Genomic DNA, 16778 nt, shown 5'->3' on the forward strand with positions numbered 1-16778 from the left:
CCTCAGAACCCTCAACAGCAAACTACGCTTACGTTTCAATTATCACACTTCCGTAACTTTCGTAACCCAGCAGGCACAATGATGTAACCAAAGTGGAACTTTTGAGCCAATTGCCTCCCCAGCATCCCAATCACCCGGCCCACAGGCGTGAGCAGCGCACAACGCATAAAAAAACTCGGAGCGTGCAGCGCACACTCCGAGTTACAAAATCAACGAACGCTCCTGCCTGCCCTCTACCAGAGCACCTGAACACGCGCACGGAAGCCATCAACATCGGCCTCGTCATCGGCATCAGTCTCCACATCTGCGACTTCATAACCTGCCATAAATGTCACTGCAGGACTATAGTAATAGTTCGCACCCAGGTAGAAGGAATGCATCTCTTTGCCAATACCCGATGCACCAGTCAGGCTAAGATTATCCGTATCCGTCGGAGCACGTCGAATCAACTCATCCGTATCGATATCGAAGGAATCGGTCTCAATGTAAGAATAACGAATGACCGGTTCGAACTTATTAAATTTATAAGAGGCGCGCAGCGCATACCCTGTCACATCTTCTTCATCCCCCATATTGGCGGAGAAAAATTCACCGAGCAAATTAATCCCTTCGTATTTGTAATTTGCATACGCGGTGTATGCCACGACATCTTCGCCCACCACTGAATTATTCGATTGAGAACCTGCATCCACACCGAACATCCAAGCAATTCCAGCCCACTGAATACGCCCAAAAGCCGCGAGATCATTACTACCTTCGGCACTTCCCAAAAGCTTAGACCCTTCACCCTGAGCACCATTCACCAAAGCAAGCGCATAACTAAAGCCAGCTCCCAGATCTCCCTGTGCATGTATGCCTGCATGTCGCGAAGAGAAGTCGATATCATCCGCAAAGAAGCGATTCGCAGCCGAACGCTCAATTGTTTGCAAGCTAGAGGACGAGGACGTCTCCTCAAAACCAAAAGGAACCTTTTGAAAGCCTAGTTGAGCGTCGAAGGCATCATCAAACTTGTAACCGAAGGCAACCTTATCGAATGCAATCTCCGGCTGCTCATCTCCAGCAAAATCCAAAACCGTCTCTGCATACACACCATTCGCGAGACTTGCCTTCACACCGAGAAACACACGGCGAAAGTAAAAGTGATTGGTCGACTCGGTACTCTCACCGTTCAACTCCCCCGCAAGATGATCATATTGAAATTGCATGCGCCCATTAAAGCGCAGCTTAAGCGTCTCCTTCCCTTTAGCAGAAAAAGATATCCCCTGGCTCTCTTGTTCAATTTCCGAAGCAATCTCAATCGCCTCGCCCTGAGTCAGGATACCTTTTTCAACAAGCTTATCCAGCAGGGCATCATTCGTAGCCGCAAGAGAAGGTGCGCTCACAAGTGCAGCAGATAAGACAAAGTATTGCGTTAGTTTATTTAGTTTCATGTTTCGTGTTGTTCAAATTATGACGGTAACATAAAAAAAAATACCCCCACTTTGTTACAGTTCTAAGCCATTCAAGTTACAGCAGCGTTAACTTTGTCACATATCTGCATTTTATTACATTAAAGTGTCATCCAAGACACAAACAGGTGACCATGTGACACATCTGTAAAACACACGCGGAAATATGCCCCCACACCTACAGGCAAAACAGCCACAACACAGGCCCAAATGAGACTGCAACCCCGCTCCACAAGCGGGGCAAAGCGCATCTAGCACCTTTCAACCACAGCGTCCGCAGGTCTACAAACAGTCACGATATTAACCTTCCTGTAACATAAGCGCCACATTCCCGAAACATAACACGCGTATAAAGGTAATGAAGTTAGTGAGCAAATCAGCTCACACTCTTTTTAATCACAATAACCGATCACACATACGAATGAACACTACATCCATCCTTCGCGGCCTAACCGCAGCCCTCTGCATGGGCTTTGCTGGGCAGACCAGCAGCCTTGCAAACGTTGACCCGAACTTGCCCGTTTATGAATCTGTTTCAGGCGTATCTGGCAACCTTAACTCGATCGGATCCGACACACTCAACAATTTAATGACCCTTTGGGCTGAAGGCTTCGAAGCGATTTACCCGAACGTCAATATTCAAATCGAAGGCAAAGGCTCTTCAACCGCACCGCCCGCTCTGATCGAAGGTACCGCACAAATCGGCCCCATGAGCCGCGAGATGAAGGGCTCTGAAATGGACGCCTTCGAAGCTCGCTACGGTTACAAACCTACAGCAGTCGGCACTTCGATCGATGCTCTCGCAGTTTTCGTCAACAAAGACAACCCACTCGAAAGCATCACTTCCGAGCAAATCGACTCCGTTTTCTCCAGCACTTACCGCAAAGGTGGCACACCCATCACCGAATGGAGCCAGCTCGGACTGGAGGGCAGCCTGGGCGGTCGCGCACTCAGCCTCTACGGTCGTAACAGTGCCTCCGGCACTTACGGCTTCTTCAAAAAGGTCGCACTGGCTGGCGGAGATTTCTCATCCAGCGTTAAGGAGCAGCCTGGCTCGTCTTCCGTGGTGCAAGGCATCGGCTCTGACCTCGCGGGCATCGGCTACTCCGGCATCGGCTACACCACTTCTGGCGTGAAAGCGATCCAGATCGATGGTGTTGAACCCACTGCAGAAAACTGCCTCGATGGCAGCTACCCGCTGGCTCGTCAGCTCTTCGTCTATGTCAATCGCGACCCACGCGAGCCCATGGATAAATTGACTTACGAGTTCCTGCGCTTCGTGCTGTCTAAGCAAGGCCAGGAAGTCGTCGAAAAAGACGGCTACTACCCACTACCAGCACCTGTCGCTGAACAGATCCTAAACAGTCTTAAATAAGCGTCACAGAATCTTTACGTGGGTGGAGGCCTCTCCACCCACTTTTTTTTTTGCGTTATAGAGACAGTACCGCTTTTTAGCGGATTCTAGCCTTCAATGATCGACTGACATCGTTATGAGTTCGACTTCCAATAATCCCTCCGAAGAGCGTTTCACCGTCGCCCGCACCACACTGATTTTAGACCGCCTGATGACGGGCGTAATCAAGGGTGGCGGCTGGTTGGTGATGCTGGCGGTCTTCGCCATATTTGCCTTCATCTTTGTCCAGATACTACCACTGTTCGGGCACCCAGAAGTTAAGTCTGTCGGGAAAGTTGCCATACCGCTGGAGGAAGTCGCCGTGATGGGCGTCGACGAATGGGGCGAACTCCCTTTCTTTCTCAGTCAAAGCGGACAACTCCACTTCACTGATCTGCCACGCGATGTCGAAACCCGCACCTACGAACGTGTCGGCGGCGACCAAACTAGCCTCGCGCTCGGCCCACGCGGTCTGTTTGAGGTCGACACAAAACTGCCAGAGAAGAACTGGACCGCATTTTATTACGACGCCTACAAAGGTGAAATCGCACTCGGCTCGGAAGACGGTCGCGTCGCCCTGTTGCATCTCGATTACAAGGCTGAGTTTTTAGCGGACGCCCCGCGTACGGTCGTGCCTCAGGTCAAATCAGAGTTACTGCCGGCGCTCAGCCAGTCGAACGCCCCCGTGCGCCAGCTGGCCTTCTATGAGTCCACCACCAACCGGGCGATCGGCACCTTACAAGAAACTGCAGACGGCGAAACCATCGTCACTCTTCAGACCTATGTTGTAAAATCCAGCCTGTTTGGCGCGCCTAAGATGGTGGCGGACGCGCAGATTGACCTCGGTCATGGCATCACCGACGAAAAGCCGGAGCGCTTACTCATTGGCGGGCAAGGCGACCGCATCCTGCTTACCACCGAGGGTGGATGGCTTTACTACCTACGCCTCAACAAGGGGCAACTGGAACGCGTGCAAAAGCTGCAGCCATTTGCCGATCTGGACGACACATCGATCCACTCGATCAACTGGCTACTCGGCAAGCAATCCGTCATTTTAACTTCAAAGTCCGGTGCAAACATTACACTCGCCAGCTATCTAGACGAAGCGGCTGGCCAAATTCTTTACACCAAGATCAAAGACTTCCCAGCACTGGATGCTGGAGGTGCCAACGACTTTAGCCCCGCGCAACGCAACCGCGGATTCCTGATCTCCAATGAGCATCAACTCTCATTGCGCTACAGCACCACAGGCGATGTGCGCTGGGAAACCGATACCGACTTCCCACTACAGAAGATCGCGCTCGGCCCACGCTGGGATTCAATTTTCACCTTCGACGCACAACAAAACCTACACGTGTATGCAGTCGACGACCCGCACCCAAACGCGGGTGCCAAAGCCTTCTTCGGCAAGATCTGGTATGAGGGCAAATCCGAGCCTGAATACGACTGGCAGTCGTCCAGCGGCACCTCCGACTTCGAGCCTAAGCTCTCGATCGTGCCGCTCTTCTTCGGCTCGATCAAAGGCACCTTCTACGCCATGCTTTTTGCCATGCCGATCGCGATCTTGGCAGCCATTTACGTTTCGCAATATCTGAAACCGGAAGCGAAGCGCTACATCAAGCCTGCCATGGAAATCATGGCCTCGCTCCCTTCCGTCGTGCTCGGCTTCTTGGCAGCACTTTGGCTGGCACCCTTAATCGAAGATCGTGTGCCCTCCATCCTGCTCATGCTCATTGCCGTCCCACTCAGCGCCGCCATGCTGGGCTACTTCTGGGGACGCATGCCTCAAACCGTGCGCAACCGCATACGCCCGGGCTCGGAATGGATGGTCATCCTGCCGGTGGTGCTGATCGTCGGCTACCTGTCTTGGCAACTCGGCCCCACCCTGGAATCGGTCTTGTTCCGCGTCTATGATCCAGACCTCGGCGTCAAAGCTGGCAACTTCCGTCTTTGGTGGACTGAAACAACTGGCGTTAGCTTTGAGCAACGTAACTCCTTAGTGGTCGGCCTCATGATGGGCTTCGCCGTGATCCCAATCATTTTCACCATTTCCGAGGATGCGCTCACCAATGTGCCGCCTTACCTCACCTCTGCTTCGCTGGCACTCGGTGCCAGCCGCTGGCAGACCACTTGGCGCGTCATCCTACCGACAGCCTCACCTGGTATCTTCTCCGCCACCATCATCGGCTTCGGCCGTGCAGTCGGTGAAACCATGATTTTGCTGATGGCTACCGGCAACACGCCGATCATGGAGTGGAACATCTTCAACGGCATGCGCACACTCGCGGCCAACATCGCGGTGGAACTGCCCGAAGCACCGCAATACAGCACCCTCTACCGCACTCTTTTCCTCGGTGCGATGGCGCTCTTCCTCCTGACATTCATACTGAACACGATCGCCGAAGTCACTCGCCAGCACCTGCGCGAGAAATACAAGACGATCTAGAGTCAGCGCCCGCCACATCACATACAGGCAAACCAGCATTTTTTCTCATGCCAAAATCGCAGCACAGTTTTACATCGATCCGCCCCAAAGGTGAAGCCCTCGTTTGGTTCACCGGCATGGGGCTCAGTGTCGGCATCCTCCTGATTATCGGGCTACTCGGTATCATCCTCAAGAACGGCCTCTCCATGTTTTGGCCCGACACCATCTACGAGGTACAATTGGTCGAGGGCTCAACCGCCGGCCCTCGCAACGGCCAAAACTTCGCCGGCGCCATCGCACTGGAACGTCATAAGCGACTACAAGAAGCGACCAATGCTGGCCTGACCAGCGAATTCCAGTTCTTCGCAGGTAACAAAGATGCCTACGGGCAAATGTATCACTACGTCGATGCCGACCAAATCGTGACGGACGCAACGGGTGAACCCTTATTTACACCGGCCTCTGGCATTCTCCAATTAGAGCGTATCGAGTTCGGAGATGCACTCGGCTTCCCGCTCGAAATCCAACTCGCCGATGGAACTACAATCACTGAGCCAGAAGCACTGAAGGCCGCACTATTCAAGACGATCGAGGAAAGTAACGAACGCTTAGAAACCTATACCAAGATCGAGAAGAAGCAGATCGGACGCATCAACAGCAAGATGGAATCCATCCGCCTCGAGCAACGCGCACTGCGCGAAGAGCTGGGCGAGGCTGCCGCTGAAACCTCGCCGCAGATTCAAGAACTAAACGAGCAGCAAGCCGCCTTGCAGGCACAATACACCGAACTCGCTGCGGAAGCCCGCGAGCTGCGCGAACGTCGTCACCAGGACTCGCTGCTGCTACGTCTAGCCACCGGCGAAGAGCGTCGCATCAGCTTTGAAAACATCACTCAGGCACACTTCCCCAATGAAATGAGCCTGCCAGGCAAAGTTGGCTTCTTTCTGAAACAAATCTGGCGCTTCATGTCCGAAGCCCCCCGTGAGGCGAATACTGAAGGCGGCATTTTCCCTGCGATCTTCGGCACCTTTGTCATGACACTGCTGATGAGCCTGGCCGTGATGCCCTTCGGTGTGGTCGCCGCCATTTACCTGCGCGAGTATGCCACCCAGGGCGTCATCGTGCGAGCTGTCCGCATCTCGGTTAACAATCTAGCCGGTGTGCCCTCCATCGTTTATGGCGTCTTCGGACTCGGCTTCTTCGTTTATGTGCTCGGTGGCAGTATCGACGAACTGTTTTTCAGTCATAAACTCCCCACCGCCACCTTCGGCACCGGCGGCGTCCTGTGGGCCTCCCTCACCTTGGCACTCATGACTGTGCCCGTCGTGATTGTCGCCACAGAAGAAGCACTCTCGGCGGTGCCACGAGGCATGCGTGAGGCCGCGCTCGCTTGCGGCGCTTCCAAGTGGCAAGCGATTCAACGCATCGTGCTGCCCGCCAGCGCGCCCGGCATCTTGACAGGACTCATCCTCGCCATGGCACGCGGCGCAGGCGAAGTGGCGCCGCTGATGCTAGTAGGTGTGGTCAAACTCGCCCCAAGCTTGCCCCTCGATGGCGAATTTCCTTTCGTTCACCTAGACCGCAAATTCATGCACCTCGGCTTCCACATTTACGACCTCGCCTTCCAATCGCCCGATTCCGATGCCGCCAAGCCGATGGTCTTTGCCACGACACTCCTGCTGATCGTGCTGGTCATCGTACTCAATCTAAGCGCCATCACGATCCGCAACCATCTTCGTAAAAAGTATAAGGGCGACACCTTTTAAGCCATCGCACGCGACGCCAACATAAACAACATTTCAAAACATTTCGCCATGATCCAAGCACCTAAAACAACCGACAGCCGAGAAGACTTCGAGCCTTTCATCCAGATTAAAGACAACTACAACTTCTGGTATGGTTCGACCCAAGTGCTTTTCGACCTAAACCTCGACATACCTGAAAAACAAGTCACCGCCTTCATCGGCCCCTCAGGTTGTGGTAAGTCTACCTTGCTACGCAGCATCAATCGTATGAACGACCTAATCGAGGGCATCCAACACACGGGTGATATCACGATTGGCGATCAAAGCATCTACGATCCCAGCCTCGAAGTCATCTCCCTGCGCAAGCGCATCGGCATGGTCTTCCAAAAGTATAATCCTTTTCCAAAATCGATCTACGAGAACATTGTTTTCAGTCTCCGCATTGCTGGCCGCAACAAAAAGTCCGAACTCGACGAAGTCGTGGAGCGCAGCCTGCGCGGCGCCGCTCTTTGGGACGAAGTTAAAGACCGTTTACATGAGAGTGCGCTCAGCATGTCGGGCGGCCAGATGCAGCGTCTCTGTATCGCCCGCGCCATCGCCAATAACCCGGAAGTGATCCTAATGGACGAACCCTGCTCCGCACTCGACCCCATCGCCACAGGCAAGGTCGAAGAACTCATCCATGAGTTGAAAAAGGACTACACTATTGTTATCGTTACGCACAACATGCAACAAGCTGCCCGGGTCTCCGACCGCACTGCATTCTTCTACCTTGGCAAACTCATCGAATATGATGTAACTGATAATATCTTCATGAAACCAAAGAACGATCAAACTGAAGCTTACGTCTCTGGCCGCTTTGGTTAATCACCATTCACCCTCCCCCTCCCCTTGGTACTCTACATATAATGAACCGCTATTTCCACAAAGAGCTCGAAGAGATTCGTAGCAAACTCATACTCATTGGCGAAAAAGCCAGCGAAGCTGGTCGTCTGGCTGTTGAAGGCTTCATCGAAAGCGACCTCGAGAAAACTCAAGCTGCCGTCAAAATGGACGACGAGATCGACGACCTCGAAGTCGAAATCGACCGTGCTTCCGTCCGTTACATCACGCTACGCTCCCCCGTCTCCAGTGACGTGCGCTTAATCTTTGTCGCCATCAAAGCCAGCCACGACCTCGAGCGTGCCGGCGACGAAGCCCATAGCATTGCGAAAAAGACCCGCAAGATTCTAACCAGCGAAGGTAAGGCAAAGAATCCAGTGCAAATCGAGAAGATGAGCCGACTCGCCTTCGCGATGATGCGGGACGCAATCACTTCATTTTTAGATGAAGACCTGGAGCTCGCCAAAGGAATCATCGAGCGCGATAAAGAAGTCGATCGACTCAATAAGGAAAACTACACCACGCTCTATAAAGAGATGAAACTTGAGAGTAGCGAATCCTCCACCCATGTGGAAACGATCTTAATTTCCAAATCAATCGAACGCATCGCAGACCACGCCAAGAATCTAGCAGAAGAAGTCATCTACTTACTGACTGGTGAATAATTACTTTAAGCTGTTAATTTGGCTTTATTCGTGCTAGTTACACTCGCATCGGTTACTAACGCTAGATCTCTTCTAGCAAAATCGATGTACACAACACATCAATAAACTCGAAACATTCAGTCATTATGGCTAAAAAAAGCACAACTAAGAAAGCGGTCAAAAAAGTAGCAGCCAAAAAGGTAGTGAAGAAAGTGGCCGTAAAGAAAGCTCCTGCTAAAAAAGCAGTCAAAAAAGTCGCCACTAAGAAAACAACGACCAAAAAGGCAGCCAAAAAAGCAGTAACGCAGAAACCTACAGCTGTAAAAACTGCGACCAAGACAAGTAAAAAGACCTCAGCTAGCGCCACTGGCAAGACAGTCGAAAAGACCTCTATAATCGCCCGCGTGGATGTCGGCTTTGGCAACAGCCTCTACATACGCGGCGAAGGCGCTGGACTATCATGGGATCAAGGTATACAGCTCGACAACGTAAGCCCTTACGAATGGACCTTTGCTAGCACACAAGCCAAGGGTGATGTGACCTTCAAGTTCCTGATCAACGATGAGATCTGGGCGGAAGGCGAAAACAGCACCGTAGCCAAGGGCGGCACATCTATCAGCTCGCCAGTCTTCACTTGGTAGTTAATTGCATCATAGGATTTACAAAAGCCCGTCGAATCAACGACGGGCTTTTTTGTATACACTCACAAGATCTGATCGTAAACTGGGTGCCCTCAGGGCACCCGCCTCATAGCACTTCGAAAAGAGTTTGAACCAAATCGAGATATTTTTGGTAGCTTTGATTCTCAGAACCGAAGAGATGCCCCATGAATCTCTCAGCAAACTGCTGAAGGTCGCTCTAATCGAGGTTGAAGAAAGTCGATGCTGGCTTCACAAATGAAGTCGCTACGCTCACGACTACATTGCGTCCAAATCCACCATGATTTCGCGCGGGCTGGAACCGTTTTCAGGTCCCACAATACCACGTTCTTCCAGCTCTTCCATAAGGCGAGCAGCACGATTATAACCGATGCGCAAGCGTCGCTGCAACATAGAGGTGGAGGCGCGCTTAGTGCTTCGAAGCACGTCGATAGCGTCGGGCAAGAGCTCGTCGCCGTCAGTAGGACCACCATCATCACTACTGCCAGCATCGTCGCCACCGGCATCGATTTGCTTCTGCACATCTTCTGCAAATTGCGGCGGATCATTTTTCTCCTTAAGGAAGTCAACGATCGCATTGATCTCATCATCCGAAACAAAGGCCCCCTGCGCCCGCACCAGATTCGAAGTGCCCGGAGGAATGAAGAGCATGTCCCCCTTACCAATGAGCGCCTCAGCGCCTCCGCCATCGAGAATGGTACGACTATCAATTTTAGAGGCCACCTTGAAAGAGATACGGCTCGGTAAATTCGCCTTAATCACACCGGTAATCACGTTCACTGACGGACGCTGTGTCGCCAAAATCAGATGAATTCCGGCCGCACGCGCAAGCTGCGCAATACGAGCAATGCATGTTTCAATGTCGGCAGGCGCGACCATCATCAAGTCAGCCAGCTCATCAATCACGCAGACAATATAAGGCAGCTTCTTGCGAGGTATTTCAAAAGCGTCATCATCCCGTGGCACTTCCATGCTTTGCAAGGCAGCACGCTCTTCCGGACTCATCTCAGCATCCATCGCCTCAGCCTTAGCCTGCTCTTCTTTATCCTTGGCGATCTTAGCATTGAATCCAGCGATATTACGCACATTGGTCTTGGCGAAAATTTGATAACGGTGCTCCATTTCCGCAATCAGCCATTTAAGCGCACCGGGCACTTTCTTCGCCTCAGTCACCACGGGGATCAACATGTGGGGCAGTGCGTTATACATCTGCATTTCCACCACCTTGGGATCGACCATGATAAAGCGTAGATCTTCAGGGCCGGAGTGATAGAGCAGCGATGCGATAATCGCATTAATACACACGGTCTTACCGGATCCAGTAGAACCGGCAATCAGCACGTGGGGCATTTTGGTCAGGTCAGTGACCATGGGCTTCCCAGTCACGTCCTTGCCCAGCACAATTGGAATCTCCGCATTGGCCTCTGCCCATGCCTTAGACTCCACGATATCGCGCATGCAAACCGCCAGCGAGATTTTATTAGGCACCTCGATTCCAACGGTCCCCTTACCGGGGACAGGTGCAAGAATACGTACGGACATCGCTTTCAAACCAAGAGCGATGTTTTTATCTAGATTTACGATTTTCTCGACACGCACACCTGGCGCTGGAGTCACCTCGTAGCGCGTAATCACAGGGCCAGTATGAATTTCCCCGGGGATAACTTTGACACTAAACTCCTCCAACGTACGCACGAGCGCATTCATCGTCCCCGCATGATCTTCAGGAGCGATGCTACTGACATCAGGTGCCTCAGACAAGAGGTTTAGCGGCGGAAACACATAGTCCCCACGACGCTCGGGAATACTAGCAACCGCTTTTTCGGTTTTCTCACCAGAAATGATCTTAATCGTGGCCGGATCCAAAGCTGGTTTTTTCAGCTCGGGTTCCAGCTTCGACTCGGGTGCTTTCGGAGGGATTGACTTCTTGGGAGCGGGAGCACTTGCCACAACCGAGCTCTCACGCCCCTTGCTCCCGACATTTGCAACTGGCAATGGAGTCGGCGCACCACTCAACAATGACGGTCTACGACCATCATCTGGAAAATCCTCAGCTTCGTCCTCAGTCGGCACTTCAACTTCCTTGGGCACTGCCTTGGATTTCTTAGCTGCCTTAGATTCTTTATCCTTTTTCGCATTGGCACGCTCCTCTTTAGCCTGAGCCTTAGCGAGCGCCGCCTCCTGCTTAGCTAATCGCTTAGCCTCGAGTATCTCTGCCTTACGCGCTTGGCGTGCACTTTTAGACTCCGCACGTTGCTCTAGAAACTCACGGTAAGCATTTTGCAAATAATCAAGAAAACGCCCAAAATTATCCGTAAAAACTAGAATAGAACCAATCACGAGCCCCATAAATAAGATCAGAAATGCACCGAACGGCCCGAGATATGGCTCCAGAGCAACTGGCCCCAAGAATTCACCAACCACACCACCAAATCCATTGGAGAGCTGGCTTTCAAACAAACTTCCGTCCACCGCAGCCATCGGCCGCATCATAGCCATTAGACCTGAGGCACAACAAACAGCGATCGGCGAGACGATCGCCGTCAAGCGGCGTTTGCCATGCTCCTGCTGCAATAGCATACGCACACTGAACCATATCAAAAACAGAGGCACCAAAAACACTGCGACACCTAAGAAATGAAAGCCAAAAAAGCCGACATAACTGCCAAAATACCCCACTAGATTAGGGTCAGTGGGATTTGTGGCATTGTACTGCTCAGTATTGTAATCAAAGACCGACACTGCAACGAGTGCAGCGATAGTAAAAAACAGCAGGGCCCCGACTGGGCGCGAGCTAGCTTTACGTGGTTGAGAGACCACTTTCTTCTTTGCGACTTTTTTCTTTGCTTTGCGTGCCATGTAAAGGTGGGGAAATTAAACGCGGATGCGCGAATAACAAGGTTCGATTGAGTATCGCATTTCTTAGAAAATCCAGCAAGAAACAGAAGAATGGAATTACTAACATTTAATCCGCTCTATATGGAACGCGTGTGGGGAGGCCGCGGCTTGGCAGCTAAGCTCGGTCGCAGCCTCCCAGATAACAAAATAATCGGCGAAAGCTGGGAACTGGTTGACAGAGAGGAAGCTCAGTCAGTTGTGGCCAAGGGCTCACATGCTGGAAAAACAATTCGCCAGCTGTTGGAACGCTCCGCAGAAGACATTCTCGGCCCCGGACGAGATGGTTCAAAGCCCTTTCCCATTCTAATAAAATGGCTAGACTGCCAAGACCGCCTCTCACTTCAGGTGCATCCGCCCGCTCAAATTGCGCCTGAACTTGGCGGCGAACCAAAAACTGAAAACTGGTATATCGCAGAGTGCGACGAAGGTGCGTCACTAATCGTCGGCTTAAAGAACGGCGTCAACCGGGAACAATTCACTCAGGCACTGGCCGACAATCAAGCTGAGGACTGCGTCCATCGCTTCCCAGTCAAAGCAGGAGATTCCATTCTAGTCGAAAGCGGCCGCATGCATGCGATCGATGCCGGCAACCTGATCCTCGAGATTCAGCAAAACTCCGATACCACCTACCGCGTCTACGACTGGGGCCGCGTCGGTCTAGATGGCAGGCCCCGCCAACTGCACATCGAAGAATCCCTGAAATCGATTGATTTCGAAGACTATGAGCCAGAAGCACTAACCATCGTGCCAGGGACACAGGTGCTCGCTGATTGCAAGGAATTCCGCATTCGCAAATTTGAGCTTGCTGCAAACCTCCCTCCCCTCGAACTAGCTGCCAATGAAGGCGCACGCCTCATCCATGTCGTATCCGGCCAATTAAAGGATCAACAGAGCGGTACCACACTTAAAAAGGGCAGCAACTACCTGCAGCCCTACGTAACGGGAGTCAGCTTGAGCGCTGAAGAGCCAGCAACGGTGCTCGTGACAGACCGATTCTAAGGGCTACGTAAAGTCGTCGCTGCCGATAAACCACAGCCAGCGTCAGCCTGGCCCCCACACGCTCCGATTCGAAGACTCAGCCCCCCCTTATAAAGAAGCGCCTCACCGAGCATTCGGAGAGGCGCTTTCATACAAAAACTAAGCGACGAGACTAGTGCGAGCAGCCACAGCCACCACCTGGCTCTTCTTTGTCATCGTTGCAGCATTCGCCTTCGCCGCCACCACCGCCACTACCGCCACAGCAACCGCCGCCTTGGTGAATGTGACCATGTGCCAACTCTTCTTCAGTGGCCTCGCGCACGTCTTGCACAGTCACATTGAAGTTGAGGTGCTTGCCCGCGAGTGGGTGATTGCCATCAACAGTGACATCGTCCTCCTCAACTTTAACGACACGAACAGAAACTGGGCCCTGATCAGTGCTAGCCTGAAATTGCATGCCGACTTCCAGCGATTCAACGCCTTGAAAACGATCGCGAGGCACCACTTGCTCCAGTGCAGGATTGGGCGCACCATAACCGTCCTCTGGAGCGACACGCACCTCAACAGTATCGCCAGCAGCCTTCCCCACTAGCGCGGACTCAAGGCCTGGAATGATATTTTTATGCCCATGTAAATACGTCAGCGGTTGCCCTGGCTGAGATTGATCGAGTAATGTTCCTTCGTCGTCCTTAAGCGCGTAGTCCATAGCGACGACTGTTCCTTCTGCAATTTGCATAATGTTTGGTATTGGTGTTTCTAATTAATAAAGAACCAGCACAGGTAACAGAAAGCGCCGTGGGGTCAAAAACGAAAGCGATTTATTTGAAACAGGATGCAGCATCTAGCGAACTCACTTGACGCCTAGTGCAAAAAAAAGGTTCCTTGGGGAAATTAACCACAGTCCGGCACATGCCTATTCAAGATAATCCGCTCTTCCGACGCCTCCATCAACACGCTCAAAAGCGGCTCGTTTTCGACCCTGGCGTCTCACGCAGCCAACAGCTTCCCGCCTATAAGCGCTACATGGAACTAGAAAATGTGATGCTGGAACGCATGCATCACAAGGGCGAATCCGGGCGTAAGGTGTGCCAAGCCAGAGCAGCCATGATTGACGTGATCATTGAAAACTTATTTTTGGCCGCACTCGATTTGTATGCAACTGAACACGGGCCGCTGCCATGCAAAATGGCCATTCTAGCGACTGGGGGCTATGGCCGCCGTGAACTAAACCCACATAGCGACATCGACATCATGTTTCTCTACCCACTCAAAGCTGGCGGTAAAGAATATGAAAAATTCCAGGAAGTCGTGACTGAAGGAATTCTCTATCCGCTCTGGGACCTCGGCCTCAAAGTAGGACACGCCTCTCGCAACGCCAAAGAAGTGATCGAAGAGTGCCGTAAAGAAGTACAGTCAAAAAATGCAATTTTAGAGTCGCGCGTCATATGTGGCTCAGAACCACTCTACAAGAGCATGCGCAGCCGGTTCGATGATTTTGTAAAAAAGGAAAATTCAAAGATCTACATCCAACAGCGGCTCGAAGACGAACTCGAGCGTCATGCCAAATCAGGCAACACCATCTACCTGCAAGAGCCCGATATCAAAAACGGCGTTGGAGGCCTGCGAGACTATCAAAATATTCTATGGATGGCACACATCAAATATGGATTTCGCTCCTTTCGCGAACTCGTCAAAGCGAAACTGCTACGCGATGATGAACGCAAGACAATGGTTGCCTCTTATGACTTTTTACTACGCACACGTACCGAGCTCCATCTACAAAACCGGCGCCCGACCGATAAATTAGATCTCGAGCAGCAACCCAACATCGCTGCCCAGCTCAACTATCCGCAAAAAGACATCTTTGCGCGCGTCGAGTCATTCATGAAGGACTATTACATGGCAGCACGCACCATTTATCAAACCAGCGAAATGCTAAAAGAGCGCATGGCCCTCGAAGCTGCCACCGGCGACAAAGGGCGCATCAGCTTTCGCGAGGCCTTACGTGCACACCAACACCTGCCTATCAAAAAAGTGGAAGGCTTCCAATTACACGAAAAAGTTCTTTCTGCCGACAATCCGAATGTTTTCAAGGAAGACCCCGTTCGCCTAATACGTATCTTTCGCCTCTCACAACAGTTCGGCGCCCGCTTGGACTCAGATCTACGCTACCTAATCACACGCTCGATCCCTCTGCTTGATCACTCCATTATTAACAACCCTTCTGCAGCAAAAAGTTTTTGCGCCATCTTACGCAGCCCTGGTGAAGTTTATCCCATTCTAATGCAAATGCATGAAATGGGCGTACTCGGCCGCTACCTACCGGAATTTGGTGAACTCACCTGCATGGTGCAACATGAGTATTACCATCGCTACACCGCCGACGCACACGTACTGCGCACCATACGTCATCTCGATCGCGTATTTAGTAAGCACGACGAAGAATACACGCGCTACGAAAAAGAATTACGTAAAAATGACGACCCACTACTACTCTACTTAATACTGTTGCTACATGATATTGGAAAAGCCGAAGGCGTTAAAAACCACGACGTAAACGGGGTACGCATCGCACAACCAATCCTCACAAGATTCGACATAGGGCAGGAGCAACAGGAACAAATTCTATTTATTATACGTAATCACTTAGAAATGGCACGATTCTGGCAACGCTTTGACCTAGACGATCCCAAAACAGCGGCCTCCTTCGCAGAATTCATCGAAGACCCGCAAAAACTCAGATTCTTATATGTACATACCTACTGCGATGCACGTGGCACTGCCCCTACCTTGTGGAACAGCTACAAAGACGCGATGCACCGCACCCTGTACGTTCGGACCCTTGAGCAGTTTGAAGACGATGCGATAATCGAACAAAAGCGAAAAGACCAAATCACCATGCTACACAACCAACTACTCCAAAAGAACATTGAGGGTATTTCAGAGGAAGAGATTGAAGCTCACTTCAACTTACTTCCAGAGCGCTATTTTATCAACACACACCAAGATGACATCGAACTGCACCTACGCATGGTCAACCGACTGCTCAACCAGATACAGTCAGCAGAATCGATGGCGACCTTAGCTCCAATCATCGACTGGCACGACGACATAGACCTCAGCATGTCCGTAATCGACGTCGTCACCTGGGACCGGGCGGGCCTTTTCTACAAACTCGCAGGCGCACTCACACTTGCAGGCGTCAATATCGTCAGCACTAAAGCCATCACACGCAAAGACCACATCACAATCGATACATTCTATGTAATGGACCCCGACGGCGGGGTCGTCTCCAACAAGAAAGCGCGCGGGATATTTGAACAGCGCCTGCATGAAGCTTTGATCGAAGAGAAAGAACTCATGCCAGCCATCAACGAGCGTGAGGCTCAGATCCTGGCAAAGACTAAAACCAAAGACATGCTTCCAGCCCCCTTCCCGCCAAGTGTGGATGTCTATCACGAACTCTCGCTCAAACAAACGATCATTGAAGTGCAGGCAAGCGACCGTATCGGCCTACTCTATCAACTCTCCCGCCTGATCACCAAGAAAGGCTTCGACATCAGTTTTGCACGCATCGCCACCGAACGTGGCGTGGCAATGGATACTTTTTACATCAAAAATGAGAAGCCAGCTGAAGACAGCAATACCACCGCGCTACTAGAACTGCGTGAAGAGCTGGACAAAATAGTGAAAGAATAGAGTATTG

Annotated in this window: 11 protein-coding genes; 8 read left to right on the forward strand and 3 right to left on the reverse strand. The window is 51.7% G+C overall.

The window, feature by feature from the left end:
• Positions 1-233: 233 nt before the first annotated feature.
• A complete protein-coding gene (locus QEH59_RS07680; RefSeq protein ID WP_308984783.1) occupies positions 234-1430 on the reverse strand; it encodes a porin in 1197 nt (398 codons plus the stop codon).
• A gap of 439 nt (positions 1431-1869) precedes the next feature.
• Between QEH59_RS07680 and QEH59_RS07685 the strand changes: the two genes are divergently transcribed.
• The 6 genes from QEH59_RS07685 to QEH59_RS07710 all read left to right on the forward strand — a co-directional run bounded on the left by QEH59_RS07685 (position 1870) and on the right by QEH59_RS07710 (position 9178).
• A complete protein-coding gene (locus QEH59_RS07685; RefSeq protein ID WP_308984784.1) occupies positions 1870-2823 on the forward strand; it encodes a PstS family phosphate ABC transporter substrate-binding protein in 954 nt (317 codons plus the stop codon).
• A gap of 115 nt (positions 2824-2938) precedes the next feature.
• Positions 2939-5287: an ABC transporter permease subunit gene (locus QEH59_RS07690; protein WP_308984785.1), complete on the forward strand. Its 2349-nt coding sequence runs from the start codon at positions 2939-2941 to the stop codon at positions 5285-5287.
• A gap of 47 nt (positions 5288-5334) precedes the next feature.
• On the forward strand, positions 5335-7032 hold the full coding sequence (gene pstA, locus QEH59_RS07695; protein ID WP_308984786.1) for a phosphate ABC transporter permease PstA: 1698 nt from the start codon (positions 5335-5337) through the stop codon (positions 7030-7032).
• Positions 7033-7080: 48 nt separating this feature from the next.
• Entirely contained in the window at positions 7081-7878 is a 798-nt protein-coding gene (pstB, locus tag QEH59_RS07700) for a phosphate ABC transporter ATP-binding protein PstB (protein ID WP_308984787.1), read from the forward strand.
• Positions 7879-7919: 41 nt separating this feature from the next.
• The gene (phoU, locus tag QEH59_RS07705) at positions 7920-8558 is read left to right on the forward strand and encodes a phosphate signaling complex protein PhoU (protein ID WP_308984788.1); all 639 of its coding nucleotides are present in this window, start codon (positions 7920-7922) and stop codon (positions 8556-8558) included.
• Positions 8559-8683: 125 nt separating this feature from the next.
• Positions 8684-9178, forward strand: a complete 495-nt coding sequence (locus QEH59_RS07710; RefSeq protein WP_308984789.1) for a hypothetical protein — start codon at positions 8684-8686, stop codon at positions 9176-9178.
• 276 nt (positions 9179-9454) lie between these two features.
• Here QEH59_RS07710 and QEH59_RS07715 read toward each other — a convergent pair whose 3' ends face one another.
• Positions 9455-12055, reverse strand: a complete 2601-nt coding sequence (locus QEH59_RS07715) for a DNA translocase FtsK 4TM domain-containing protein (protein WP_308984790.1) — start codon at positions 12053-12055, stop codon at positions 9455-9457.
• A gap of 90 nt (positions 12056-12145) precedes the next feature.
• Here QEH59_RS07715 and QEH59_RS07720 point away from each other — a divergent pair, with 90 nt between their 5' ends.
• Positions 12146-13093, forward strand: coding sequence for a type I phosphomannose isomerase catalytic subunit (locus tag QEH59_RS07720; RefSeq protein ID WP_308984791.1), 948 nt, complete (start codon positions 12146-12148; stop codon positions 13091-13093).
• Between the two features lie 151 nt (positions 13094-13244).
• Here the strand turns inward: QEH59_RS07720 and slyD are convergent, their stop codons facing one another.
• Positions 13245-13808, reverse strand: coding sequence for a peptidylprolyl isomerase (slyD, locus tag QEH59_RS07725; protein ID WP_308984792.1), 564 nt, complete (start codon positions 13806-13808; stop codon positions 13245-13247).
• Between the two features lie 173 nt (positions 13809-13981).
• Between slyD and glnD the strand changes: the two genes are divergently transcribed.
• Positions 13982-16771: a [protein-PII] uridylyltransferase gene (gene glnD, locus QEH59_RS07730; protein ID WP_308984793.1), complete on the forward strand. Its 2790-nt coding sequence runs from the start codon at positions 13982-13984 to the stop codon at positions 16769-16771.
• The last annotated feature ends 7 nt before the right edge of the window (positions 16772-16778 follow it).

The organism is Thalassobacterium sedimentorum (genome assembly GCF_031127905.1).
Lineage (GTDB): Bacteria > Verrucomicrobiota > Verrucomicrobiia > Opitutales > Coraliomargaritaceae > Thalassobacterium > Thalassobacterium sedimentorum.